Origin of the sequence: Streptomyces sp. SID5464, assembly GCF_009862985.1 — a bacterium.
GTDB classification, from domain to species: domain Bacteria; phylum Actinomycetota; class Actinomycetes; order Streptomycetales; family Streptomycetaceae; genus Streptomyces; species Streptomyces chartreusis_D.
The window spans coordinates 214,439-239,076 of the sequence record NZ_WWIQ01000010.1 but is presented as its reverse complement, the minus strand read 5'-3'; the positions used below and the strand labels follow the sequence as shown (position 1 = coordinate 239,076).

The 24,638-nt window shown below is 72.4% G+C and carries 21 protein-coding genes; 13 read left to right on the top strand and 8 right to left on the bottom strand.

Annotation, left to right across the window (positions count from 1 at the left end; all coding sequences use genetic code 11):
- Positions 1-139: 139 nt before the first annotated feature.
- Positions 140-3,133, bottom strand: a complete 2,994-nt coding sequence (locus tag GTY47_RS11110; RefSeq protein ID WP_010035665.1) for a BTAD domain-containing putative transcriptional regulator — start codon at positions 3,131-3,133, stop codon at positions 140-142.
- Positions 3,134-3,350: 217 nt separating this feature from the next.
- On the opposite strand from GTY47_RS11110, the gene GTY47_RS11105 reads away from it, so the two are divergent.
- The 3 genes from GTY47_RS11105 (at position 3,351) to GTY47_RS11095 (ending at position 6,247) form a co-directional block, all read left to right on the top strand.
- Complete coding sequence (locus tag GTY47_RS11105; protein ID WP_010035662.1) at positions 3,351-4,586, top strand: amidohydrolase family protein; 1,236 nt, start codon at positions 3,351-3,353, stop codon at positions 4,584-4,586.
- A 2-nt stretch (positions 4,587-4,588) separates the two neighbouring features.
- The gene (locus tag GTY47_RS11100; protein ID WP_102515022.1) at positions 4,589-5,506 is read left to right on the top strand and encodes a TIGR03619 family F420-dependent LLM class oxidoreductase; all 918 of its coding nucleotides are present in this window, start codon (positions 4,589-4,591) and stop codon (positions 5,504-5,506) included.
- Positions 5,507-5,608: 102 nt separating this feature from the next.
- A complete protein-coding gene (locus GTY47_RS11095; protein WP_010035651.1) occupies positions 5,609-6,247 on the top strand; it encodes a response regulator transcription factor in 639 nt (212 codons plus the stop codon).
- A 20-nt stretch (positions 6,248-6,267) separates the two neighbouring features.
- Here GTY47_RS11095 and GTY47_RS11090 read toward each other — a convergent pair whose 3' ends face one another.
- A complete protein-coding gene (locus GTY47_RS11090) occupies positions 6,268-7,059 on the bottom strand; it encodes a hypothetical protein (protein WP_010035648.1) in 792 nt (263 codons plus the stop codon).
- A gap of 46 nt (positions 7,060-7,105) precedes the next feature.
- Positions 7,106-7,849, bottom strand: coding sequence for a hypothetical protein (locus GTY47_RS11085; RefSeq protein WP_010035645.1), 744 nt, complete (start codon positions 7,847-7,849; stop codon positions 7,106-7,108).
- A gap of 167 nt (positions 7,850-8,016) precedes the next feature.
- Between GTY47_RS11085 and GTY47_RS11080 the strand changes: the two genes are divergently transcribed.
- From GTY47_RS11080 to GTY47_RS11065, 4 genes are all read left to right on the top strand, one after another.
- A complete protein-coding gene (locus GTY47_RS11080) occupies positions 8,017-8,787 on the top strand; it encodes a glucose 1-dehydrogenase (protein ID WP_010035644.1) in 771 nt (256 codons plus the stop codon).
- A gap of 113 nt (positions 8,788-8,900) precedes the next feature.
- Complete coding sequence (locus GTY47_RS11075; RefSeq protein WP_010035643.1) at positions 8,901-10,019, top strand: LLM class flavin-dependent oxidoreductase; 1,119 nt, start codon at positions 8,901-8,903, stop codon at positions 10,017-10,019.
- Between the two features lie 89 nt (positions 10,020-10,108).
- Positions 10,109-11,839: a D-aminoacylase gene (locus GTY47_RS11070; RefSeq protein ID WP_010035641.1), complete on the top strand. Its 1,731-nt coding sequence runs from the start codon at positions 10,109-10,111 to the stop codon at positions 11,837-11,839.
- A complete protein-coding gene (locus GTY47_RS11065; protein ID WP_010035635.1) occupies positions 11,836-13,287 on the top strand; it encodes an aldehyde dehydrogenase family protein in 1,452 nt (483 codons plus the stop codon). Before GTY47_RS11070 ends, GTY47_RS11065 begins: the two co-directional genes overlap by 4 nt.
- A gap of 21 nt (positions 13,288-13,308) precedes the next feature.
- On the opposite strand, the gene GTY47_RS11060 is transcribed toward GTY47_RS11065, so the two are convergent.
- Complete coding sequence (locus tag GTY47_RS11060) at positions 13,309-13,701, bottom strand: nitroreductase/quinone reductase family protein (RefSeq protein WP_010035629.1); 393 nt, start codon at positions 13,699-13,701, stop codon at positions 13,309-13,311.
- Positions 13,702-13,795: 94 nt separating this feature from the next.
- Here GTY47_RS11060 and GTY47_RS11055 point away from each other — a divergent pair, with 94 nt between their 5' ends.
- Complete coding sequence (locus GTY47_RS11055; protein WP_010035628.1) at positions 13,796-14,632, top strand: endonuclease/exonuclease/phosphatase family protein; 837 nt, start codon at positions 13,796-13,798, stop codon at positions 14,630-14,632.
- Between the two features lie 9 nt (positions 14,633-14,641).
- Here GTY47_RS11055 and GTY47_RS11050 read toward each other — a convergent pair whose 3' ends face one another.
- From GTY47_RS11050 to GTY47_RS11040, 3 genes are all read right to left on the bottom strand, one after another.
- On the bottom strand, positions 14,642-16,171 hold the full coding sequence (locus tag GTY47_RS11050; protein WP_010035626.1) for a CehA/McbA family metallohydrolase: 1,530 nt from the start codon (positions 16,169-16,171) through the stop codon (positions 14,642-14,644).
- Between the two features lie 149 nt (positions 16,172-16,320).
- Positions 16,321-16,971, bottom strand: coding sequence for a response regulator transcription factor (locus tag GTY47_RS11045; RefSeq protein ID WP_010035623.1), 651 nt, complete (start codon positions 16,969-16,971; stop codon positions 16,321-16,323).
- Positions 16,968-18,110, bottom strand: a complete 1,143-nt coding sequence (locus GTY47_RS11040; protein ID WP_040902651.1) for a histidine kinase — start codon at positions 18,108-18,110, stop codon at positions 16,968-16,970. The genes GTY47_RS11045 and GTY47_RS11040 overlap by 4 nt, the downstream gene beginning before the upstream one ends.
- A gap of 135 nt (positions 18,111-18,245) precedes the next feature.
- Between GTY47_RS11040 and GTY47_RS11035 the strand changes: the two genes are divergently transcribed.
- From GTY47_RS11035 to GTY47_RS11015, 5 genes are all read left to right on the top strand, one after another.
- Positions 18,246-18,944, top strand: a complete 699-nt coding sequence (locus GTY47_RS11035) for a methyltransferase domain-containing protein (protein ID WP_050810184.1) — start codon at positions 18,246-18,248, stop codon at positions 18,942-18,944.
- Entirely contained in the window at positions 18,941-19,447 is a 507-nt protein-coding gene (locus GTY47_RS11030; protein ID WP_010035620.1) for a VTT domain-containing protein, read from the top strand. The genes GTY47_RS11035 and GTY47_RS11030 overlap by 4 nt, the downstream gene beginning before the upstream one ends.
- Before the next feature lie 65 nt (positions 19,448-19,512).
- The gene (locus GTY47_RS11025) at positions 19,513-20,367 is read left to right on the top strand and encodes an LLM class F420-dependent oxidoreductase (protein WP_010035613.1); all 855 of its coding nucleotides are present in this window, start codon (positions 19,513-19,515) and stop codon (positions 20,365-20,367) included.
- Positions 20,368-20,379: 12 nt separating this feature from the next.
- Positions 20,380-20,586: a hypothetical protein gene (locus GTY47_RS11020; protein WP_029180880.1), complete on the top strand. Its 207-nt coding sequence runs from the start codon at positions 20,380-20,382 to the stop codon at positions 20,584-20,586.
- 43 nt (positions 20,587-20,629) lie between these two features.
- On the top strand, positions 20,630-23,215 hold the full coding sequence (locus GTY47_RS11015) for a bifunctional FO biosynthesis protein CofGH (protein ID WP_010035611.1): 2,586 nt from the start codon (positions 20,630-20,632) through the stop codon (positions 23,213-23,215).
- Between the two features lie 12 nt (positions 23,216-23,227).
- Here GTY47_RS11015 and GTY47_RS11010 read toward each other — a convergent pair whose 3' ends face one another.
- Positions 23,228-24,637: a hypothetical protein gene (locus GTY47_RS11010; RefSeq protein WP_102514848.1), complete on the bottom strand. Its 1,410-nt coding sequence runs from the start codon at positions 24,635-24,637 to the stop codon at positions 23,228-23,230.
- Between the last annotated feature and the right edge of the window lies 1 nt (position 24,638).

The following is a 24,638-nucleotide window of genomic DNA, read 5'->3' as shown; positions in this document are numbered from 1 at the left end:
CGGGCCCGCCCGGGCCGCACCGCCCGGTTCGGCGATGCGCGCCCCTGTGCAGTGACCCGTCTGCCCCCCGACGCGACGGATCGACTACGTCGAGCATGGCGGGCGGCGATAAACGAATGATGAACGCGTGCGCCGGACCTCAGGCCGCGCGCACCGGCGACAGCAACGCGCGCACCTCGGCGGCCTCGGGCGAGCCCAGCTCCTCGTAGATCGCCGCCGCCTCCTGCCAGCAGACCTGGGCCCGGCCGGTTTGCCCTATGCCGCTGAGCGCGCGGCCGAGGACGGTGAGGACGTTGCCCCGCCGCCACTCCCCGCCGATGCCGCGCAGCACGGTGAGGGCCATCTCGGCGTTGGCGGCGGCCTGTGCGGGACGCCGGGCGGCGAGATCAACCTCGGCCAGCCGGAACAGGCTCATGCCCTCCCACAGGCGCTGCCTGCTGTCCCGGAACACCTCCAGCGCCTCCTGGAGCCGCTCGGCCGCGTCGCCCAGCTCGCCGCTCTGGGTGAGGGCGAGACCGAGGGCGTAGCGGGCGTTCGCCCCGCGCATGGAGTTGCCCATGGCGTCATAGATGCCGATGCCCTCCTGGGCGAGTGCGACCGCGCTCTGGGTCCGCCCGGTCGCGAGGTGGATCCGGGACAGGTTGCACAGCGCCGCGGCCTCGCCGGGGCGGTCGCCCAGCGCCCGGAAGTGCTCGATGGCCCGGGAGAGGTGTTCCTCGCCGTCCTCGTGCCGGTTCTGGTACAGCGCGATGATGCCGCGCGCGTTGCCGGCCCAGCAGACGGGCAGCAGGTCGCCGGCCTGCTGCGCGAGGACGATGGCCCGTTCCGCCTCCTGGTCCGCCCGCTCGAAGCGGCCGCCGACGTGGTGGACGTTGACGAGCGTCATGAGCGCCCGGGCCTCCGCCCGCGCGAGGCCGAACTGCCGCGCCGCGTCCAGGAGCGCCTCGGCCGTCGCCTCGTACTCCCGGGAGTTGGCTCCCGACTCGGAGAGGTCGTGGGCGGCCCACAGCAGGTCGATCGCCCGGGGGAGGGTGTCCGGCCGCCCCGCGGACTGGCGCACGCACGCGAGCAGGCAGATGGCCTCCGCGTACAGCCAGTCCTGCGCCGCGTGCCGGCTGTCGAACCGCAGCCCCGGGTACGAGGCCGGCTCCAGATGGTCCACCAGCCCGTCGCCGGGCCGCTCGATCGCGTACACCCCGGCCGCGGACGCCAGGTAGAAGTCCAGCAGCCGCGACAGCGCCGCCCCCCGCTCGCTCGGTGGCAGCTCGTCCCTTTCCGCACAGGCACGCGCGTAGAGCCGTACCAGATCGTGGAAGCGGTAGCGGCCGGGAGCGGCCGACTCCAGCAGGGACGTGTCCACCAGGGACTCCAGGAGGTCCTCGGTGTCCTCCACGGGCAGGTCCAGGACCGCAGCCGCGGCCGGGAGGGAGATGTCCGGACCGTCGGCCAGGCCCAGCAGGCGGAAGGCGCGGGCCTGGGCGGGCTCCAGCTGGCCGTAGCCCAGTTCGAAGGTGGCCTTCACCGCCAGGTCGCCGGCCTGGAGTTCGTCCAGGCGGCGGCGCTCGTCGGCGAGCTTCGCCGCGAGGACCGACACCGTCCAGGTACGGCGGGCCGCCAGGCGGGAGGCGGCGATGCGGATCGCCAGCGGCAGGAAGCCGCAGGCCGCGACGACGTCCAGGGCGGCCTTCCGCTCGGACGCCACCCGCTCCTCGCCCACGATCTTCGTGAACAGCGCGAGGGCCTCGTCCGGCGACATCACGTCCAGGTCGATCAGATGGGCGCCCGCCAGGTCCACCATCCGCACCCGGGAGGTGACCAGCGCGGCGCAGCCGTCCGTGCCGGGCAGCAGCGGACGTACCTGTGCGGCGTCGCGGGCGTTGTCCAGCAGGACCAGGACGCGGCGCCCGGCCAGGACCGAGCGGTACAGCGCCGCCCGCTCCTCCAGGGAGTCGGGGATGGCCGTGTCGGCCGTGCCGAGGGCGCGCAGGAACGAGCCGAGGACCGACTCCGGCTCCGCCGCACGGGCGCCCGCGCCCTGGAGATCGACGTACAGCTGTCCGTCCGGGAACGCCCCGCGCGCCTGGTGGGCCACGTGCACGGCGAGGGTCGTCTTGCCCACGCCGCCGATGCCGGCCAGGGCCGAGACCGCCATGACCCGGTTCTCGGCCGAGGCCAGGATGTCGCCGAGCTCGCGCACGAAACCCGAGCGGCCGGTGAAGTCCGGGACCGTGGCGGGCAGCTGTGCCGGACGGACCGGGACGGCGGCCGGCTCGGGGGCCGGGGAGGAGGGCTCCGCGAGACCCGGGTCCGCCTGGAGGATCCGCTGTTGCAGTTCGCTCAGGCCGGGGCGCGGGTCCACGCCCAGTTCGTCGGCGAGCAGGCGCCGGGTGTCGGCGTACACCGCGAGGGCCTCGGCCTGGCGGCCGCTGCGGTACAGCGCCAGCATCAGCAGCTCGCGGAGCCGCTCGCGCAGCGGATGGGCCGCGGTGAGGGCCGTGAGCTCCGAGACGGCCTCCGCGTGGCAGCCCTGCTCCAGGTCCATGTCCAGCCGGGTCTCGGTGAGCTGGAGCCGCCACTCCTCCAGGCGGACGCGCTGCGCCTCCGCGTACGGGCCCGGCACGCCGGCCAGTGTCTCCCCGTCCCACAGGGCCAGGGCCCGCCGCAGCACCTCCCGGGCGTGGCAGAGGTCGCCGGCGGACCGGGCCTTCTCCGCCTCGGTCGCCAGGTCCTGGGCGACGGTCAGGTCCAGGGCGCCGTCGCCGAGGCCGCGTACCGCGTATCCGCCGGATTCGCTGGCCAGGACGCCGGGGTCCAGCACCTTGCGCAGCCGGGAGGCGTACGTCCGCAGCGCCGCCAGGGCCTGCGAGGGCGGTTCCTCGCCCCACAGCGCGTCGATCAGCTCCGCGGCCGTGGCCGTACGGCCCTCGCGCAGCAGCAGGGCGGCGAGCAGGGCGCGCTGCTGGGGGGAACCGGTGGTGAGCGGCTCGTCGCCACGCCAGGCGCGCACCGGTCCGAGCACGCCGAAGCGCAGCGCCGTCCGCGCCGTCGCCCCCGCCGACTCCGGCGGCTTCGCCGAGGAGTCGGAACGCCGCTGCTCCGGTACGCGCGGTACACCGTCCGGTACACCGTCCATGCAGTCCCCCTAGACATCCTGAGCAACCAGGCCAGTTTGCCTTGTACACGGCGGATACGTCAGCCGTGGGAGACACCGATCACAGGGCGACGCACGGGAGTCCACAAGGTCCGCACACTCTCTCCGCACCCCCAGGCCCCGGCCCGGCCACCGCGGCCGGAACCCGCCCCCGCCCGGATAGCTGACGACCCGTCAGATCGGCGCTACCGTGAGCGCCATGGACACCCACGAGAGCACGTTTCCGCTGATCATCTCCGTGGACGACCACACGGTGGAACCCGCGACCGTCTGGCGGGACCGGCTCCCCGCGAAGTACCGGGGCGCCGGACCCCGGATCGTCCGTGCGCCCGTGAAGGAGATGACGTTCCTCGGCGGACGCTTCAGGCCCGTGATGGGCGCGCCCGGCGACGACGGCCCCGTCGGTGACTGGTGGGTCTACGAGGACCTCCGCCGCCCCCTGACCCGCCTCGACACGGCCGTCGGGTACGACAGGGACGAGATACGCCTGGAGGTCATCACCTACGAGCAGATGCGGCCCGGCTCCTACGACGTCCCGGCCCGGCTCGCCGACATGGACGTCAACCACGTCCAGTCCGCCCTGTGCTTCCCCACGTTCCCGCGCTTTTGCGGCCAGACCTTCACCGAGGCGAAGGACCACGAGCTGGGTCTGCTCTGCGTCCGTGCCTACAACGACTGGATGGTGGAGGAGTGGTGCGGGCCCGAGGCGCACGGGCGGCTCGTCCCGCTCACCCTCATCCCCCTCTGGGACGCCGAGTTGGCCGCCGAGGAGGTCCGGCGCAACGCCGCACGCGGTGTCCGTGCGGTCGCCTTCTCCGAGATACCGCCGTACCTCGGGCTGCCCTCCGTCCACACCGACGACTGGGACCCCTTCCTCGCCGCGTGCGACGAGACCGGCACGGTCGTCGCCATGCACATCGGCAGCAGCAGCCGTATGCCCTCCACCTCCGCGGACGCCCCGCCCGCCGTGGGCTCCACCATCACCTTCGCCAACTGCTGCTTCTCGATGGTCGACTGGCTGATGAGCGGCAAGTTCGAGCAGTTCCCGAACCTCAAGGTCATGTACGCGGAGGGCCAGATCGGCTGGATCCCCTACATCCTGGAGCGCGCCGACGTGGTGTGGGAGGAGAACCGCGGCTGGGGCGGCGTCGCCGACAAGGTGCACCGGCCGCCGTCCGAGCTGTTCGCCGAGCACGTCTACGGCTGCTTCTTCGACGACGCCTTCGGGCTGCGCAACCTGGACGCGATCGGCCTGGGCAACGTCCTGTACGAGACCGACTACCCGCACTCCGACAGCACCTGGCCCAAGTCCCGCGAGGTCGGCGAGGCGCAGATGGGGCACCTGGAGCCGGAGGTGGTGGAGCGGATCGTGCGGCGGAACGCGATCGAGCTGCTGGGGCTGACCGACGACGGGCTGTGGGACGGGCCGCGGTGAGCCTGGCGTACGGGATACAGCTCCCGGTCCAGTCCCAGAGCACCCTCTACGCCGAACCCTGGGAAGCCGCCGCCGGGCCCGGGGACCTGCTCGCCGTGGCCCGCGCCGCCGACCGCGCCGGCTTCGCCTACCTGGCGAGCTGCGACCACGTCGCCATCCCGCGGCGCCTCGCGTCCGCGATGAGCACGGTCTGGTACGACCCGGTCGCCACCCTCGCCTTCCTCGCGGCGGCCACCGAGCGGACCCGGCTGCTCAGCCACGTCGCCGTGGTGGGGCTGCGGCATCCGCTGCTCAGCGCCAAGCAGTACGCCACCCTCGACCATCTGTCGGGCGGCCGGCTGATCCTCGGGGTCGGCGCCGGGCACGTCCTGGAGGAGTTCGAGGCGCTGGGCGCCGACTTCGAGCGGCGCGGGGCCGTGCTGGACGAGTCGATCGACGCCCTGCGCGCCGCCCTCGGGGCCGAGGAGTTCCCCGAACACCACGGCAAGCTGTACGACTTCGAGGGGCTCGGGCAGCGGCCCCGCCCGGCGCAGGACCGGGTCCCCCTCTGGGTCGGCGGTTCCTCGCCCGCCGCCGTACGGCGGGCCGCGCTCAAGGGCGACGGCTGGCTGCCGCAGGGAGACCCGAGGGATCAACTGCCGGACCGCATCGCGCGGATACGGCGGCTCAGGGAGGAGGCCGGGACCGAGGGGCCGTTCACCGTCGGCGCCATCGCCGAGCCCCTGTACGTCGGGGCGCCGGGCTGGGAGGTCGGGCGGCGGACGGTCAGCGGGCCCGCCGAGCGCATCGCCGAGTCGCTGCGGGCCTATCGCGCGATGGGGGTGGACCAGGTCCAGGTGCGGTTCCGCAGCCGGAGCCGGGACGAACTCGTCGGCCAGATCCAGCAGTTCGGGGAGGAGGTCGCACCGCTGCTGCCGTAAGCGCGTTCCTTGAAAGCTTGAACATGTCCACGCCGATCTCCGTAGGTACGGACGTACGGACACGTACGGACTCGTACGGCTTCGGCGGAAGGACACAATGACGTGCGCACTTCCCGGAAACTCTCCGTCGCCCTCGCCTGCCCCGAGGGCCCCTGGCCGCATCCCGACTGGCCGGCCCCGGACGACCCGTACGTCGAACGGGCGGTGAGCCTGCGCCCGCCCCCGCCCTTCCGCGTCCCGGACGGCGTCGACGTCGTCGTCCTTCGCTGCGCCGAACCGCTCGGCGGCCTGAGGGAGTTGCGGGCCGACGGGGTGCCGGTGATCGTGATCGGTCCGCACCGGGACGCCGAGACCATCGTGGAGGTGTTCCGGGGCGGCGCCGCGTACCTGGTCGAGGACGACTACTGCACCTGCATGCTCTCCTCGGCCGTCGTCGGGGCCACCATCGGGCACACCTACCTCTCCCCGGCGGCCTGCGCGGCCCTGCGCGAGGGGGCTCGGCAGGCGTCCACGCAGGACACGGCGCTGGAGCGGCTGCGCGGGCAGCTCTCCCCGCGCGAGCGGCAGATCATGGAGTTGCTGTCGACCGGGCTGGGCGCGCAGGAGATCGGGCTGCGGTTACGGCTGAGCGAGAAGACCGTCCGCAACAACCTCAGCAACATCTACGCCAAGCTGGACGCCCGCGGCAGCACGGACGCGGTCCTGAGGTGGCTGGGAGCCGCGTCCGTGCTTCGCATCTGAGAACCTCGGAAGCTGTTCTTCTACGGCGCCGGAATCTCCGACAGCGGGATCTCGACGTCGGTGACGTTCTCGCCGGCCTCACCGAATCCCGGTTCGGACCTCAGGGCGCGCGTGGAATTCCTCAGGCCCGACGCCTCCGGCGTCCCGCACTTCACGTTGCGCAGCCACAGCCGCCCGTCGGGGGTGCCGTTCTTCAGGATCTGCGGATAGAAGACGTGCACGCTCGTGGCGCCCTCGCTCGGGGCGAAGAAGACCGTGCCTCCGTCCTGCGCCTCCTTGTACGTGGCCTTGAGGTAGCCGCTCACGTCGGTGCGCTTCGCGGACCACATGAAGAACCCGACGCTGTCCGGCTGCACGGTGTCAGTCCTGCTGAACTGCAAGGTGGTCGTCTTGTCGTCACGCGTGATGTCGATCTCGGAGGTGCTGAACTTCACGCCGATCTCGAAGAAGGAATTGCCGAGTTTCGTGTCGGCGGCCGCGGTGAATCCGTCCTCCAGCTGAATGGTCCTGGTGACGGACGTACTGACATTGAAGGTCTTCGAGGCGGCGCTCGTCGATCCGCAGTTGTCGGTCACCGCGGAGACGCGCTGATTGGGCCCGAGGTTGTTCCGCTTGAACTGGACGTCGACGAACTCGCAGTTCTCCAGTTTGTCGGAGTCCGCCGAGCAGTCGGCGGTCACTTCGGAAGGGGTGGCGGCGCCCGCGGGGTTCATCAGCGGTACGGCCACCGCGACGGCCGCCACCGGGGCCAGGGCGAGGGTGATGCGCTTCTTCTTGCTCCGGTGGCTTCTGCTGCGGCCGGTGCGTGTCATGGGGTTCTCCTGTGGGGGGAAGGGGCGAAGGGGGGCGGATGGTCGGTCAGCAGTCCGTCAGTACGGCCTTGGAGGTGCCGTCCACGACACCCGGGGCGCCGGCCGCGCCCGGCAGCACGACCGGGCCCTCGACGACCTCCGGCGCCGCGAAGTTCTGCTCCGGAGTGGCGTTGGTGACGGTCGTCGCCTCACGGGCGTCGATCCGCACCCGCCATTCGCCCGTCATGCGCTGCATCTTCGGCGTGAACTCCATGTGGAGCACCTTGCCGACCGGGACTTCCCGCTGTTCGGTGTCACCGGCGGTCGCCGACCTGACGGTCATGTCGAGGGTGCCCTTGTGCTTGACCCAGGATCCGCTCAGCGCCCCGAAGAGCCCTCCGGCGCCGCCCTGCTGGGTGACGGTGTACTTGCCCTGCCCCTGTGCGGTCGTCGCCTGCCAGGTGACCGACACCTTCGCCGGTTCGGTGGCGTTCGGTTCGCAGTTCGGGAAGTCGATGGAGGCCTTTTCGGTCGGCCCGTCGAAGGTCTCGAACTCCGTCTCGACGAAATCGCAGTTGTCGGACGCGAAACTCGGGCCGGCGACGGGGTGGCCGCCGAAATCGAAGATGGACTGCTGCTTCCCGTTGAGCACCTCGGCCCGCTGGCACATCGTCATGATCTGCTCGGGTGTCTTCTCGTCGGCGGCGTTCGCCGACGGCAGCAGCACCGTGGCCACGGCACCGCCGGTCACGAGAGCCGATCCGATCGCGACGATCCTGATCTTCCTGTTCCTCAGTCTTCTCTTGGCCATGGGCCAGATCCTGGAAGTTCCCGACCGGCCCCGACAGGGTCAAACATCCCTACTTGCGGGTTACGTGAGATTCGCCTCAGCAACGGCCAGGTCTTGCATCTGACGCTCCGTCAGGTATGTCGGTACGATGCGGAGTCCACCGTGTCCACCGCGCGAAGGGGGCTGCCATGGGCAAGCTCGACGGACGGGTCGTCATCATCACCGGCGCCGCGCGCGGCCAGGGCGAGCAGGAGGCCCGGCTGTTCGCCGCCGAGGGTGCCCGGGTGGTCGTCGCGGACGTCCTCGACGACCAGGGCGAGGCCCTCGCGAAGGAGATCGGCGCCCGGTACGTCCATCTCGACGTCGGCCGGGAGGACGACTGGCAGGCGGCCGTCACCGCCGCCCAGGACGCGTACGGCCGGGTCGACGGGCTCGTCAACAACGCCGGCATCCTCCGCTTCAACACCCTCCTCGACACACCCCTCGACGAGTTCATGCGGGTCGTCCAGGTCAACCAGGTGGGCTGCTTCCTCGGCATCAAGGCCGTCGCCCCCGGGATGGCCGACGGGGGCACGATCGTCAACACCGCCTCCTGTACCGGCGTGACCGGGATGGCGGCGGTGGGCGCGTACGCGGCGAGCAAGCACGCGGTGGTCGGTCTGACCCGGGTCGCCGCGCTGGAGCTGGCCGGGCGGGGGATACGCGTCAACGCCGTCTGTCCGGGCGCCATCGACACCGCGATGTCCAACCCGGCCCGGCTGGACCCGGACGCCGATGCGGAGGAGACGGCCAGGGGGCTCGACCGGCTGTACCGCAAGCTCGTGCCGCTGGGGCGGGTCGGGCAGCCGCAGGAGGTGGCGCGGCTCGCCCTGTTCCTGTCGTGCGACGACTCCTCCTACATCACCGGCCAGCCGTTCGTGATCGACGGCGGATGGCTGGCGGGTGTGAGCGTCATCTGATCCTCCGCCTACCTGACGGACCGTCAGCTATTGACGCTCCCGGGCAGCGGTGGAACAGTCGGAGCCATGTATCTGACGGATCGTCAGAACTGACTGTGGGGCGGTGAACCTCCTTGGAATTCGGGGTCTTCGTACAGGGATACGTGGGCAAACGGGCCGAGACCGACCCGCTCGCCGAACACAAGGCGCTGATGGAGGAGACCGAGTACGTCATCCAGGCGGACAGGTCGGGCTTCAAGTACGCCTGGGCCTCCGAGCACCACTTCCTGGATGAGTACTCACACCTGTCCGCCAACGACGTCTTCCTCGGGTACCTGGCACACGCCACGGAACGGATCCACCTGGGCTCGGGCATCTTCAATCCGCTCGCCCCGGTGAACCACCCCGTGAAGGTCGCCGAGAAGGTCGCCATGCTCGACCATCTCAGTGAGGGCCGGTTCGAGTTCGGCAGCGGGCGGGGCGCCGGCTCCCACGAGATCCTGGGGTTCATGCCGGGGGTGACCGACATGAACCACACCAAGGAGATCTGGGAAGAGACCATCGCCGAGTTCCCCAAGATGTGGCTCCAGGACGAGTACGCCGGTTTCCAGGGCAAACACTGGTCGCTGCCGCCGAGGAAGGTCCTGCCGAAGCCGTACGGCGCCTCGCACCCGGCGATGTGGTACGCGGCCGGGTCGCCGCCGTCGTACGCCATGGCGGCGAAGAAGGGGCTCGGGGTGCTCGGCTTCAGCGTGCAGAAGGTCTCCGACATGGAGTGGGTGCTGGAGCAGTACAAGACGGCGATCGTCGACGCCGAGCCGGTCGGGGACTTCGTCAACGACAACGTGATGGTGACGACCACGGCGATCTGTGCGCCGACGCACGCGGAGGCGGTGCGCATCGCGGCGAACGGGCAGTTGCACTATCTGCCGTCGCTGGTGTTCCGGTACCACGACACGTTTCCCAGGCCGGAGGGGTTTCCGGTGTGGCCGCAGACGCTGCCGGAGTACACCGAGGAGTTCGTGGAGGTCCTCATCGAGGAGGAGCTGCTGATCTGCGGGGATCCGGACGAGGTGCTCACGCAGTGTCAGCGGTGGGAGCGGGCCGGGGCGGATCAGTTGAGCTTCGGGTTGCCGGTGGGGGTGCCGAAGGAGGAGACCCTGCAGACGATTCGGCTGGTCGGGGAGTACGTGATTCCGAAGATCGATACGGATCCTGTGCATCGGACTTCGCGGTTCCGGCAGGGGGGTTGAGCGTCGTCGGCGGGTGCGGGTTCGTGGGGGCTGTTCGCGCAGTTCCCCGCGCCCCTGAAGGGACATCTCGCTCAAGGAGTTGAGGGCTCATGCTCGATCACGTCATCAGGGGGGCGACCGTAGTCGACGGGACAGGTGCGCCCTCCTACACGTCCGACGTCGGCATCAAGGACGGCCGGGTCGCCGCCATCGGGCAGATCACGCAGGAAACGCGCACCACCGAAGACGCCACCGGTCTCGTCCTCACCCCCGGCTTCGTCGACCCCCACACCCACTACGACGCCCAGCTCTTCTGGGATCCGTATGCCACGCCCTCCCTCAACCACGGGGTCACCACCGTCGCCGGCGGGAACTGCGGGTTCACCCTCGCGCCGCTGCACCCGGGCCGTCCGGAGGACGCCGACTACACGCGGCGGATGATGTCCAAGGTCGAGGGCATGTCGCTGGTGGCGTTGGAGGAGGGGGCGCCCTGGAACTGGCACGGCTTCGGGGAGTATCTCGATGCCCTGGAGGGGCGGATCGCCGTCAACGCCGGGTTCATGGTCGGGCACTGCGCGCTGCGGCGGTACGTGATGGGGCCGGAGGCCATCGGCGGGCAGCCGTCCGGTGAGCAACTGGCGGCGATGATCCGGCTGTTGCGGGAGTCCATGGACGCCGGGGCCTGGGGATTCTCCACCACCCAGTCGACCAGCCACTCCGACGGCGACGGGAAACCGGTCGCCTCCCGGCACGCCGGGCCCGCCGAGCTGCTGGCGCTGTCCCGGGCCGTCGGGGAGCACGACGGCACGCAGATCGAGGCGATCGTCGCGGGCTGTCTCGACCAGTTCAGCGACGCGGAGATCGACCTGTTCACGGAGATGAGCGCGGCGGCGGGGCGGCCGCTGAACTGGAACGTCCTGACCATCGACGCGGCCGTGCCCGAGCGGGTGCCCCGGCAGCTCCTGGCGAGCGAGCAGGCGCGGAAGGCGGGCGGCCGGGTCGTGGCCCTCACCATGCCGATCCTCACGCCGATGAACATGTCGCTGGGGACCTTCTGCGCGCTGAACCTCATCCCCGGGTGGGGGCCGGTTCTCGGGCTGCCCGTGCCCGAGCGGATCGAGAGGCTGCGCGACCCGGACGTACGGGACGGGATGCTGCGCCGCGCCCGGTCCAAGGAGGCGGGCGTCTTCCGGCGGCTGGCGAACTTCGGGCGGTACGTCATCGGCGACACCTACAGCCAGGCGAACGCCGGGCTGACCGGCCGGGTGGTCAAGGACATCGCCGAGGAGCGCGGCCAGGAGCCCTTCGCGTGCCTGGTGGAGATCTGCGCCAACGACGAACTGCGCACGGTGCTGTGGCCGATGCCGCCCGACAACGACCCGGCGTCCTGGGCACTGCGGGCGGAGACCTGGCGGCACGAGGACGTGCTGCTCGGCGGGTCCGACGCGGGGGCGCACCTGGACCGGATGTGCGGGGCGCCGTACACGACCCGGTTCCTCGGGGACTGTCTGCGCGGCCGGAAGCTGGCCGGTCTGGAACAGGCCGTGAAGATGCTGACCGACGACCCGGCCCGGCTCTTCGGCCTGCGGGAGCGGGGGCAGGTGCGGGAGGGCTGGCACGCGGACCTCGTCCTGTTCGACCCCGAGCGGATCGACGCGGGCCCCGCCACCCTCGTGCACGACCTGCCGGGTGACAGCCCGCGGCTGGACTCCCGCGCACTGGGCGTGCGGGCCGTGTGGGTCAACGGGGTCGAGGCGATCCGGGACGACGTGGTGACGGGCGCCGTGCCGGGGCGGGTGCTGCGCTCCGGCCGGGACACGGAGACGGTGAGCACGAGGTGACGGCACGGCAGGCGCTGTTCGTCGGCGGTTCCTGGGTGGAGCCGGACGGGGGGCACTACGAGGTGATCGACCCGGCGACCGAGCAGACCGTCGGGTGGGCGCCGGAGGCCTCGCGGGATCAGGTGCACGCGGCCTGCGCCGCGGCCCGCGAGGCCTTCGGGCCGTGGTCGGCCACGCCTCCTCAGGAGCGGGCGGCGGTCCTCGCACGCGCGGCGGACATCGTCCGGGACCGTCTCGTGCCGTACGCCGAACTGGCCCGGGCCGAGACCGGCGCGACCACCGCTACCGCACGCGGCATGCAGGTCGGGGTCGCCGCCGCCCGGTTCCGGCGCTACGCGCGCGTGGAGCCCGCCGAGTGGGCGATCCCGCCGCAGATCAACGAGGCCGGGCCGATGGGGCGGGCGGGCGTCGTGGGCGCACTCGCCGTACGCCAGCCCGTCGGCGTCGTCACCTGCGTCACCTCGTACAACAACCCCTGGGCCAACCCCGCCGGCAAGATCGCCCCCGCCCTGGCCATGGGCAACACGGTCGTGGTGAAGCCGGCGCCCCAGGACCCCCTGTCGGTCTACCGGATGGCTCAGGCGCTGGAGGCCGCCGGTGTGCCGCCGGGCGTGGTCAACGTGGTCAGTGGTGCACGGACCGAGGTCGGCGAGGCGGCCGTGGCGTCGCCGGACGTCGACATGGTCAGCTTCACCGGGTCCACCGCGGTCGGGCAGCGCATCGCCGAGGTGTGCGGGCGCGGCATGAAGCGGCAGTTGATGGAACTGGGCGGGAAGGGCGCGGCGGTCGTCCTCGACGACGCCGACATCGGCTCGGCGGTCGCCGGGATCGGCACCACCTTCTCCTTCTACAGCGGCCAGATCTGCACGGCGCCGACACGGGTGCTGGCGCAGCGCGGGATCTACGACCGGCTGGTCGGCCAACTGGCCGCATACGCACGCCGGTTGAAGGTGGGCGATCCACGGGAGCCGGACACGGTCGTCGGGCCGGTGATCTCGGCGGCGCACCGGGACCGGGTGGAGTCGTACGTCGAACTGGGCCGGAAGGAAGGCGCGGTGGTCGTCACGGGCGGCGACCGCCCCGGCCTGCCGACCGGCTTCTACGTCACCCCGACCCTCCTCGCCGACTGCACCAACGACATGCGCGTGGCCCGCGAGGAGATCTTCGGCCCGGTGGTGGTCGTCATCCCCTTCGAGGACGAGGAGGAGGGCGTGGCGCTCGCCAACGACACCGACTACGGCCTCATCGACTACGTCTGGTCGGCCGACGTGGCCAGGGCCTTCCGGCTGGCCCGGCGCCTGCGGGCCGGCGGCGTCGGCGTCAACACCGTGGGCCGCAACATGGAGGCCCCGTTCGGCGGCTTCAAGAAGAGCGGCGTCGGCCGGGACGTCGGCTCGTACGCCCTGCACTCGTACAGCGAGGTGCAGTCCATCGTCTGGCCGGGGTGAGGGCCGTGCGCCAGGGGGCGGTCAGTCCGCCAGATCCACCCGCACTGTCAGCAGGTCCGTCCCGAACGCCCGCACCCCCAGCCCGTTGAACCTCGGCAGCCGCCGCAGCCGCGCCACCGGGTCGTCGTCCGGCAGCAGATGTGCGACCCCCGTGTGCCAGCGGCCCCGGATCCGCACGCGCACCCGCGGGTCGGCCTTGATGTTGCGCACGTACTGCGACCGTTCGCCGAACTCCGACACCAGCCAGAAGGAGTCGCCGGCGCGGCGGCCGCCCACCGGTGTGCGGCGGGGCAGGCCCGAGACGCGGCCCTTCGTCTCCAGCACGCTCTGGAGGGGGAGGCGCCGCATCAGCGGGTTGACGCGGCGCTGGAAGGACGTGGCGGCGCGGAACCTCCGGTCGCTGAGGCGGGACATCGTCGGTCTCCTTCGCACGAAGCTCTCACGGTTTCTGCAACGGTTCCTGCTTCAATGATCCCTGACGCGGCGGGACGAGAGCGGGTGGCTGCGGATGCGGATCGTGACGTGGAACCTGTGGTGGCGCTTCGGGCCCTGGCAGGCACGGCAGAAGGCGATTCTCACGGCCCTGAGGGAACTGCGCCCGGACGTCGTCGGCCTCCAGGAGGTGTGGGCCGCCGACGGCGAGAACCTCGCCGAGTGGCTCGCCTGCGAGCTGGGCCTGCACTGCGCCTGGGCCGCCTCGCCCGCCCCGGAGCGCTGGCGGCGGCGGATCGGGGACCCCACGGTGGACATAGGCAACGCCGTGCTCAGCAGATGGCCGGTGGTGGACCGGGCCGTGCTGCCGCTGCCCGCCCCGGCCGACACGAACGACGGCCGGCTGGCCCTCTACGCCCGCCTGGCCGGCCCTCACCACGAAGTGCCCTTCTTCACCACCCACTTCACCTCCCCCGTGCACGCCTCGGCGGTCCGCTGCCGCCAGGTGGCCGCGCTCGCCGAGTTCGTCGCCCGGCACCGCGGCGACACCCCGTTCCCGCCCGTCGTCACCGGCGACCTCAACGCCTGGCCCGACTCCGACGAGATCCGTCTCCTCGGCGGCTACAAGTCCGCCCCGGCGGTGCCCCGCCAGGTCCTCCTCGACGCCTGGGAGTACGCCGACCCGGCCGCCCCCTCCGCCACCTGGGACAGGGCCAACCCGTACGTGGCGCCGACCCACGAGCCGAGCGTGCGCATCGACTACATCCACGTGGGCCCGCCCGGCCCCGGCGGACTCGGCCACGTACGGGACGTCCGGCGGGCGTGCGACGGGCCGGTGGACGGGGTGTGGCCCTCCGACCACGCGGCCGTCCTGGCCGACCTGGCGGACCGGGCCGACCCGGACGGGGCCTGACGTCCCGCGTCAGTCGACAGGGCGCCCCAGGAAGATCGGGTTCGTGAACGCCGCCAGCGCACCCGGCACCGGCCCCGCCGCCGCCTCGTGCCGCAGTTCCGCCCGTACGTACGCCGCGTACGACGGTGTCGTCCGCCACTCGACGACTCCCGAGCCGGACACCGGCAGCGGGGGACTGGTGTGCAGCACGCCCTGGTCGGTGACGAAGCGGACCGTGCAGCGCGGGGCGCCGGTGACCTCCAGGCGGACGGTGACCGGGGTGTCGCGGTCCACCCGCAACCGCTCGCCGATACCCGCGTGTTCCCCGCGCCCGCCGGACGCCCCGAACGACAGCTCGACCTTGGCGGACTCGGCGACGTACGACCGCCCCGCCCGGATGCCCTCCTGGATCGCCCGGCGGGTCAGGTCGTCGGCCAGGACGACCGTCTGGGGCCGCCCGACGGCGTCCGGGTCGCGGTGGGCGTCGCTGCTGCCCATCGCCGGGATCCAGTCGCGCCCGTCCCGTACGGACGCCACCAGCATGCTGTCCCAGTCGGCGAGGGCCACCTCGTCGTCGGGCGTGTAGGGGCCGTTCCACACCTCGACCGCGTCCGCCTCGCCGAAGCCGAACTTCCAGTTGCAGCCGACGCACGTGGCGTGCGGATGGGCCGGGACGACCAGGCCCCCGGCGCGGCGGATCTGGCGGGCGAACCGGCCGAAGCGGTTGTCGCGGGCCCGGTAGCGCCAGTCGACGAAGGTGCCCGGGTCCGTGCCGAGCGCGACCACGTGACCGTTGCGCGTGGTGACCTCCTCGCCCAGCATCACCAGCAGGTCGTCCCCGGCCACGTCCGACCAGTGGGCGTGCGCCGAGTGCGTGTTGTGCTCGGAGGAGTTGATGAAGTCCAGCCCCGCCGCCCGCGCCAGCGCCCCGATCTCGGCGGGGGTGCGGCGGCCGTCGGAGTACCAGGAGTGCAGATGGCAGTCGCCCCGGTACCAGGCCCGGCCCCGGCCCTTCGCCCGGTCCGGCGGGTACACCGGCTCGGCGGCCTCGCCCGGCTCGCCGTACGTCAGCGTGATCGTGATCTCGTACGACAGGCCCTGCGGGGCGACCGTGTACGGGCCGAGCGCGATGTGCCAGGTGCCCTCGCGCACCGGGCCCGGGAGGTAACCGGGCGTCGCCTCGTCCGCGCGGAGGAAGAACTCCGTGCGCGCCCCGCCCGACCAGCCCCTGAAGCCCCGGCCGCCCAGCTCGGTGCCGCGCTCGTCGAAGATGCCGATGTCGAGGGCGTTGCCGGTGGTGCCGGCCGGAACGGACGGGCGGTCGTAGGTGTAGGCGACCTTGATCTCCCGGACACCGGCCGGGACCTCGACGGGCACGTACACGAAGTCGGGGGAGCCGGGCGGCAGGGTGCCGCGCACCGTTCTGCTCTCCTGGAGCCCGTCGTCCTGGTTCCCGTCGGCCGCTGAAGCGAAGCTCACGCTTCCCAACGTAAGCGCGGCGGCCGCTCCCGTCACGAACAGAGCGCGCCGGCCGAGCCCGCCGCGGTTGTCCTCGCACATGCTGCTGCTCCCAAGGTGTCGTCGGTGACCAGGCATGGGTGGTGCAGGGGTGGTGCGGTGCAACCCTTGTACTGAGCCGTGAACCGGCGGGCAAGGGAAGGGAATCCGGCGGCGGGAAACAGCCGAACGGGCCGCGTCGGCCGGGGAGTTCAGGCGGTGAGGCCGGCGTCCCGGGCCAGCAGGGCCGCCTGCACCCGGTTGGTGACCTCCAGCGCGGTGAGGATGCGGCTGACGTGGGCCTTGACGGTGCTCTCGCGCATGCCGAGGCGGTCGGCGATGTCGGCGTTGGTCTCCCCCCGGGCGAGCAGGGTCAGCACATCGCGTTCCCGGGGTGTGAGCTTGTCGAGCCGGGCACGGGCGGCGGTCGCCTGCGGGCCGCCCGAGCGGTGGTAGCGGTCGATGAGCCGGCGGGCGGCACGGGGGTGGAGCATCGCCGAGCCCGCGGCGACGAGGTGGACCGCGCGCAGGATCTCGGCCGGGTCCGTGTCCTTCAGCAGGAAGCCGTCGGCCCCGGCCGCGAGGGCGTCGTAGACGTACTCGTCGAGATCGAAGGTGGTCAGCGTGATCACCCTCGGGGGGTGGGGCAGGACGCGCAGCCGGGCCGTGGCCGTGATGCCGTCCATGCGGGGCATGCGGACGTCCACGAGGGCGACGTCGACGCGGTGCGCGGTGGCCTGCTCGACGGCGTGCAGGCCGTCGGACGCCTGGGCGACGACCTCGATCCCCGGGTCGCCGTCGAGGAGGTCGGTCAGGCCCAGGCGGACCAGGGCGTCGTCGTCGGCGATCATGGCGCGGATCATGTGGGGGTGCCGTTCTGTTCGAGGGCGGCGGGATGCGGGATGCGGGCGGCCAGCCGCCAGCTGCCGGCCCCGCCGGGCCCGGCGTGCAGGTGGCCGCCGAGGGCGGTGACGCGCTCGCGCAGGCCGACCAGCCCGAAGCCGGAGGCGACGGCGTGTGCGGCCGGGCTTCCGGGGGCGTTGGTGACCTCCACGGTGGTGGCGGGCGGCCGGTAGCTGAGCCGGATGCGCACCGGGGCGCCTCCGGCGTGCTTACGGGCGTTCGTCAGTGCTTCCTGGACGAGCCGGTGGACGGCCAGCCGGTGCGCGGCGGGCGCCTCCTCGGGCCGGCCGTCGACCCGCAGCTCGGCCTGCTGCCCCGCCGCCCGCGCCTGCTCGACCAGTGCGGCCACATCCCGCAGGACGGGGACGGGAGCGGCCTCGGCGGGCTCGCAGCCGTGGTCGCGCAGGGCTCCGAGGACGTCGCGGAGGTCCGCCAGGGCCTCGGTGGATGCGGTGCGCAGCAGGGCGAGGCGTTCCACGACCGGTGCGGGCAACTGCTCGTCGCGGGTGGCGAGGACGCCGGTGTGCAGCGCGATCAGGCTCAGGCGGTGGGCCAGTACGTCGTGCATCTCCGCGGCGATCCGGGACCGCTCGGCGGTCCGGGCGGCCTCCTCGCGCAACGCCCGCTCGATCCGCAGATGCTCGACCTGGTCGCCCAGCGCCTTCAGCAGCCGGCGGCGGCTGCCCACCCACAGCCCGGCCACCAGGGCCAGCAGCACGAACAGGGTGGAGCCGTACTGCTGCGGGGTCCACAGCGAGATCGCCGGCGGGATGAGCAGGTTGGCGCCCAGCGCTGCCGCGGCGCAGCCCACCGCGACCCGGACGCGCCGGTGCGCCGCCAGGTCGAACAGCGCGACGAGCAGCAGCGGCAGCAGCGGCCATCCCCACAGCCCGGTCGCCGCGGTGGCCGGCACGGCGGAGGCGTACCAGGGCCACCGGCGCACCAGCAGGGCCGCTCCGCACGGCACCGCCGTGACGGCGGCCGGTGTGACGTACCGGCCGTCGGCGGTGGAGGCGCTGTTCAGCACGGCGAGGGCGGTCAGCAGCACGACCAGGCACCAGCGCCCGTACGTGCCCCACGGCAGGCTCACTCTCCGCATCACGCCCCGGATCCTAGGCGGAGCGGGCCCCTCCGGCCTCCGACCTCGGTCGCCCTCGACCCCCTACTTTCGTAGGGGAAGGCCGCCGCACAACGATGGATTTCCGGGCGCGGACTGCTTCCTAGCGTCGAAACCATGGATTCCCGAACCATGGACTGGACGTTCCTCACCGAAGCGGCCCGTGACCCGCGCACCACCGGCGCCGTCGCTCCCAGCGGCAAGGCCCTGGCCCGTGCGCTGACCGATCCGGTGCGCGCCCTCGCGCCCCGGCCGCTGACCGTCCTGGAGGCGGGCGCCGGTACCGGTGCGGTCACCCGCGCCCTGATCCCGCAGCTGCCACCGGGCAGCCGCCTGGACGTCGTCGAGGCCAACCCCCGCTTCGCCGGCCGGCTGCGCCGCCTGGTCGACACGCACCCGCTCCTGGCCGGGGAGCCCGACCGGGTCCGGGTCCACCGCTCCTACGTCGAGGACCTGCCCGGCGAACAGCGCTACGACGTGATCGTCTCCGGCCTGCCCCTGACCAACTTCACCCCCGGCCAGACCGAAACGATCATGACCCGGTACCTGGAGCTCCTCCACCCCGGCGGCACCCTCACCTACTTCGCCTACCGGGGCACCCGGCAGGCCCGCACTCTGCTGTCCTGCCGTGCGGAAGCCCGCCGGCACCACGCCGTCGAAAAGGTCATGGCCGCCTACCAACACCGGTACGCCACCGGCCGCTGGTCGGTGTGGGCGAACCTGCCTCCGGCCAGGGTCTGGCAGCTGCGGCGCCCGGACCGCGAGGCGCCGGACGGGGCGGACGCGCTGTACGGCGTCGCCGGAGCCCGCCGGTGACCTTCCCGTCGGACCTCCTCGGCCAGGTTCCCGCCACCGCCGCCTACGCGGTCCTGGCGGCGGCGGTCCTGGCCGAGTCCGTCCTGCTGGTCGGCGCGTTCGTCCCCACCCTCGGCCTGCTCCTGGCGGCCGGGGCGCTGGCCCGCGCCGGGCAGCTGAGCCTGCCGCTCGTCGTCGGGGTCACGGCGGGCGCCGCGGTCGCCGGTGACCTGCTCGGCCATCGCACCGGAGCCCTGCTCGGCGACCGTCTGCGCACCGGACGCCTCGGCAGCCGGGTCCCCGCCACCGCCTGGCGCACCGCCGAGACCCGGATGGACCGCCGCGGCGGACAGGCCGTGTTCCTGGCCCGGTTCGTCCCCGTGCTCCGCACGCTCACCCCGCACCTCGCGGGCGCCACCCGCCTGCCCTACCACCGCATCGCGCCCTACAGCGCGGTCGCCGCCCTGCTGTGGGCCACCGCCGAGGCCGGCACCGGCTATGCGGCGCTCGCGACGGTCACCTGAGACGGGACGAGGAATGCCGACCGGTCGGTATGGACAGTCGAGTCGACCTCGGGTACAGATGAGTCATGCGCATCGCCGTAACGATCTTCCTCACCGACGAGACGATCACTCCGACCCGGCTCGCACGTGAGCTGGAGGACCGCGGTTTCGCCGGGTTGTACCTGCCCGAGCACACGCACATCCCCGTCGAGCGGACCACCCCGTACCCGGCGGGCGGCGAGCTGCCGCGCGAGTACGGCCGTACGCTCGACCCGTTCGTGGCGCTCGGCCAGGCCGCCGCCGTCACCGAGCGGCTCGGGCTCGGCACGGGCATCACGCTCGTCGCCCAGCACGACCCGATCGACCTGGCCAAGCAGGTCGCGACCGTCGACCACCTGTCCGGCGGCCGGTTCACGCTCGGGCTCGGCTTCGGCTGGAACGTCGAGGAGGCCGCCGACCACGGCGTACGGTGGGGCACCCGGCGCGAGCTGGTCCGGGACCGGATGGCGCTGATGCGGGCGCTGTGGTCGGAGCAACCGGTCGCGTACGGGGGGGAGTTCGGCAGCGTCCGGGCCAGTCACGCGCATCCCAAGCCACTCCAGAAGCCGCGCGGCCCGGTCGTCGGACCGCGCACCCTCCTCGGCGGGGCCGCCGGGCCCAAGCTGTTCGCCCACATCCGCGAGTACGCCGACGGCTGGCTGCCCATCGGCGGGCGCGGCCTGTCCGAGTCCCTGCCGCTGCTGCGGACCGCGTGGACCGACGCGGGCCGCGACCCCGAGGCCCTGCACGTCGTCCCGTACGCCGTCCACCTGAACCCGGGCAAGCTGGCCCACTACGCGGACCTGGGCATCGAGGAGGTCGTGGCGCAACTGCCGCCGGCGGGCGAGGCGGAGGTGCTGAAGGCGCTGGACCACCTTGCGGAGTACGTGTCCGGCTCCTGATAAGAGAGAGCCATGAGAATCGCTTGGTTATCGTGGCTCTTCCGTCACTTCAACGAATACGGCTACAGCCAGGGGCTGTTGCGCGCCGCGATCGGCACGCTGGCCGTGCTCGTGACCGCCGCGCTGGTCTGGTTCGCCCTGCACCGCAACAGGCCGGCCGCCGTCATCGCCGCCGGCCTCACATCCGCCCTGGGCATCGGGTGGCTGGCCTTCCACTGACGGGTCCCGGCCGAGTTGATCAGGGCGATCGTATGCTCGAAGGATGACGACTTCCGCGACCTCCGGAACCGGCCCCACCGAGAACTCCATGCGTCGCGCCCTGAAACGGGCGAGGGACGGCGTCTCCCTCGACGTCGCCGAGGCGGCCGTCCTGCTCCAGGCCCGGGGCGCGCACCTGGAGGACCTGGCCGCCTCGGCCGCCCGGGTGCGGGACGCCGGCCTGGAGGCGGCCGGCCGGCCCGGTGTCATCACGTACTCGAAGAGCGTCTTCATCCCGCTGACCCGGTTGTGCCGGGACAAGTGCCACTACTGCACGTTCGTCACCGTCCCGGGCAAGCTGCGCCGCGACGGGCACGGGATGTTCATGTCCCCCGACGAGGTCCTGGACATCGCCCGCAAGGGCGCCGCCCTGGGCTGCAAGGAAGCCCTCATCACCCTCGGCGACAAGCCCGAGGACCGCTGGCCCGAGGCGCGCGAGTGGCTCGACGCGCACGGCTACGACGACACCATCGCCTACGTCCGCGCCATCTCCATCCGCATCCTGGAGGAGACAGGCCTGCTTCCCCATCTGAACCCGGGCGTCATGTCCTGGACCGACTTCCAGCGGCTCAAGCCCGTCGCGCCCAGCATGGGCATGATGCTGGAGACGACCGCGACCCGCCTGTGGTCCGAGCCGGGCGGCCCCCACCACGGCTCCCCCGACAAGGAACCGGCCGTCCGCCTGCGCGTCCTGGAGGACGCCGGCCGCTCCTCCGTCCCCTTCACCTCGGGGATCCTCATAGGCATCGGCGAGACCCACGAGGAGCGCGCCGAGTCCCTGTTCGCGCTGCGGAAGGTGTCCCGGGCCTACCACGGCGTCCAGGAGCTGATCATCCAGAACTTCCGCGCCAAGCCGGACACCGCGATGCGCGGCATGCCCGACGCGGAACTGGACGAACTGGTCGCCACGGTGGCCGTCGCCCGCCTGCTCATGGGCCCCTCGGGCTGTATCCAGGCCCCGCCCAACCTCGTCGACGACGAGTACGAGCGGCTGATCGGCGCCGGCATCGACGACTGGGGCGGGGTGTCCCCGCTGACCATCGACCACGTCAACCCCGAGCGGCCCTGGCCGCAGATCGACCAGCTCGCCGAGAAGTCCCGGGCCGCCGGTTTCGAACTCCGCGAACGACTCTGCGTGTACCCCGAGTTCGTACGGCGCGGTGAGCCCTGGCTGGACCCGCGGCTGCGCCCGCACGTGGCCGCGCTGGCCGACCCGGAGACCGGCCTGGCCCGCCCCGAGGCCCTTCCGCGAGGTCTGCCGTGGCAGGAGCCGGAGGAGGTCTTCGTCGCTTCCGGCCGCACCGACCTGCACACGTCGATCGACTCCGAGGGCCGTACCTCGGACCGCCGGGACGACTTCGACGAGGTGTACGGCGACTGGGGCGCCCTGCGCGAGGCCGCCGCCCCGGGCATGGCACCCGAGCGCATCGACACCGACGTACGGCAGGCCCTGCGCACCGCGGCCGACGACCCGACCAGGCTCAGCGACGACGAGGCGCTGGCCCTGCTGCACGCGGACGGCCCGGCCCTGGACGCCCTCGCGCGGGTCGCCGACGACGTACGGAAGTCGGCCGTCGGTGACGACGTCACCTACATCGTCACCCGCAACATCAACTTCACCAACGTCTGTTACACGGGCTGCCGTTTCTGCGCCTTCGCCCAGCGCCGCACCGACGCCGACGCCTACACCCTCTCCCTGGACCAGGTCGCCGACCGGGCGCAGCAGGCCTGGGACGTCGGCGCGGTGGAGGTCTGCATGCAGGGCGGCATCCACCCGGACCTGCCCGGCACGGCGTACTTCGACATCGCGCGGGCGGTGAAGGAGCGCGTCCCGGGCATGCACGTGCACGCCTTCTCGCCGATGGAGGTCGTCAACGGCGCGGCCCGTACCGGCATGTCCGTCCGCGAGTGGCTGACGGCGGCCAAGGAGGCCGGCCTGGACACCATCCCGGGCACGGCAGCCGAGATCCTCGACGACGAGGTCCGCTGGATCCTGACCAAGGGCAAGCTGCCCGCGGCGGAGTGGATCGAGGTCGTGACGACGGCGCACGAGCTGGGCATCCGGTCGAGCTCGACGATGATGTACGGGCATGTGGACCAGCCCCGGCACTGGCTCGGGCACCTGCGCACCCTGGCCGGCATCCAGCAGCGCACCGGCGGTTTCACCGAGTTCGTGACGCTGCCGTTCGTGCACACCAACGCGCCCGTGTACCTGGCGGGGATCGCCCGGCCCGGCCCGACCATGCGGGACAACCGCGCGGTCACGGCCATGGCCCGGCTGCTGCTGCACCCGTACATCCCCAACATCCAGACCAGCTGGGTGAAGCTGGGCACCGAGGGCGCGGCGGAGATGCTCCGCTCGGGCGCCAACGACCTCGGCGGGACGCTCATGGAGGAGACGATCTCCCGGATGGCGGGCTCGTCGTACGGCTCGTACAAGTCGGTCAAGGACCTCATCGCGGTGGCCGACGCCGCGGGCCGCCCGGCGAGGCCCCGGAACACCCTGTACGGGGAGGTCCCACAGGAGCGGCAGCGGGCGGCGCGGGCGTCGGACGGACACCTGCCGGAGCTGCTGCCGGTGCTGGACTGAGCGGCCGGCCGGCTACTGGCCCCCGGCGTCCGCAGGCTGACGTGCCGTCACGGCGCGGTCGGCGGTGGCGCCGGGGGGTGCCGGTCGTGGGGGAGGCGTGCGCCGCCCGAGCCAGAGCAGCAGGAGGCCGAGGGAGCAGGCGATGACCGGCCAGTAGAGGTAGCGGAAGTTCGTCGCGGGCATGATCGGCAGATAGCCGAGGATGTAGGCCGCCGAGCTGATGCCCAGCGCCCGGACCGGCATCGCGAAGGCGCCCTTGCCGGGGCGGATCGCGAGCACCAGCGCGACGGCCAGCCAGAACCAGCCCCGGAACAGCCACCGCACGTCCGTGACCATGCCGGTGACGTACGTGTCGAGCATGTCCTCCAGCCGGGGGTGCGCCACCTCGATGCCCAGGTCGTTGCGGCTGACCCCCGCCTTGTACGGGTAGTCGGTCTCGAACAGCAGACCCGCGAAGAGCCGCAGCCGGTACTGGAGATAGTGCGGCACATGCCCGCTCATCTCGCGCAGCCACAGGGACGTGATCTCGCCGGAGTCCCCGCGCAGCCCGTCCGCGGGGCGCTGGTAACAGGCCCAGTAGGCGTCCGACAGGGCGCCGACGCGCCGGCACTCCCGCGCCGCGGCCACGAGGCGGTCGCGCAGCTCGGGTGACACGTCCGCCGTGCGGAGCTCCTCCACCTTCAGTACGTGGACCAGGTCGTCGAGCATGATCTGCGCGCCCTGTTTCGTCTGGAGGGGCCGCGCGAACAGGGAGATGGCGGCGGCCGGCACGACGAGGGCCGCCACGAGCGCCGCCGTGCACGTCACCCACGTACGGCGTCCGGGGGCGCGCCACAGGGCGAGGACCAGCATGACGAAGACGGGGATCGCGGCGACGAAGGCGTTCTTGCGCACCAGCATGGCGTACGCGAGGAACAGCACGCCCAGCCAGAGCAGCCCCCACCGCACGGCGGGCCGGGTGCGGCCGTCCCGCAGCCGCAGCCCGGTCAGGGCGACCGCACACGCGGCGAGCAGCGCGAACGCCGCGTGGACGTCCTTCCACACCACACCGACGAACGTCAGTACGAAGGGGGTCAGTCCGAGCCCCAGCACGGCGAGCGAACCGGCCCGGCTTTCCGTCAGCTCCCAGACGCACCAGGTCAGCACCCAGAGCGCTCCCCAGAGGACGACGGACTGGAGGACGGCCATGGACGCGAACGAGCCGGTCACCGCGATGAGCGCCCGCCACACCAGGCTCAGCACGGGCGGATGCCAGTCGGTCAGGGGCGTCTTGCCCTCGGCCTGCCGGAGCTGGTCGAGGCTGTCGGGACTCAGATAGCCGGGGGCGAAGACGAGGATCGTGCCCAGACAGCAGAGCGCGGCGACGGCGGCCAGTCCCCAGACCCAGCGCAGCGCACGCGACAGCCATGGCATTTGTCCCATA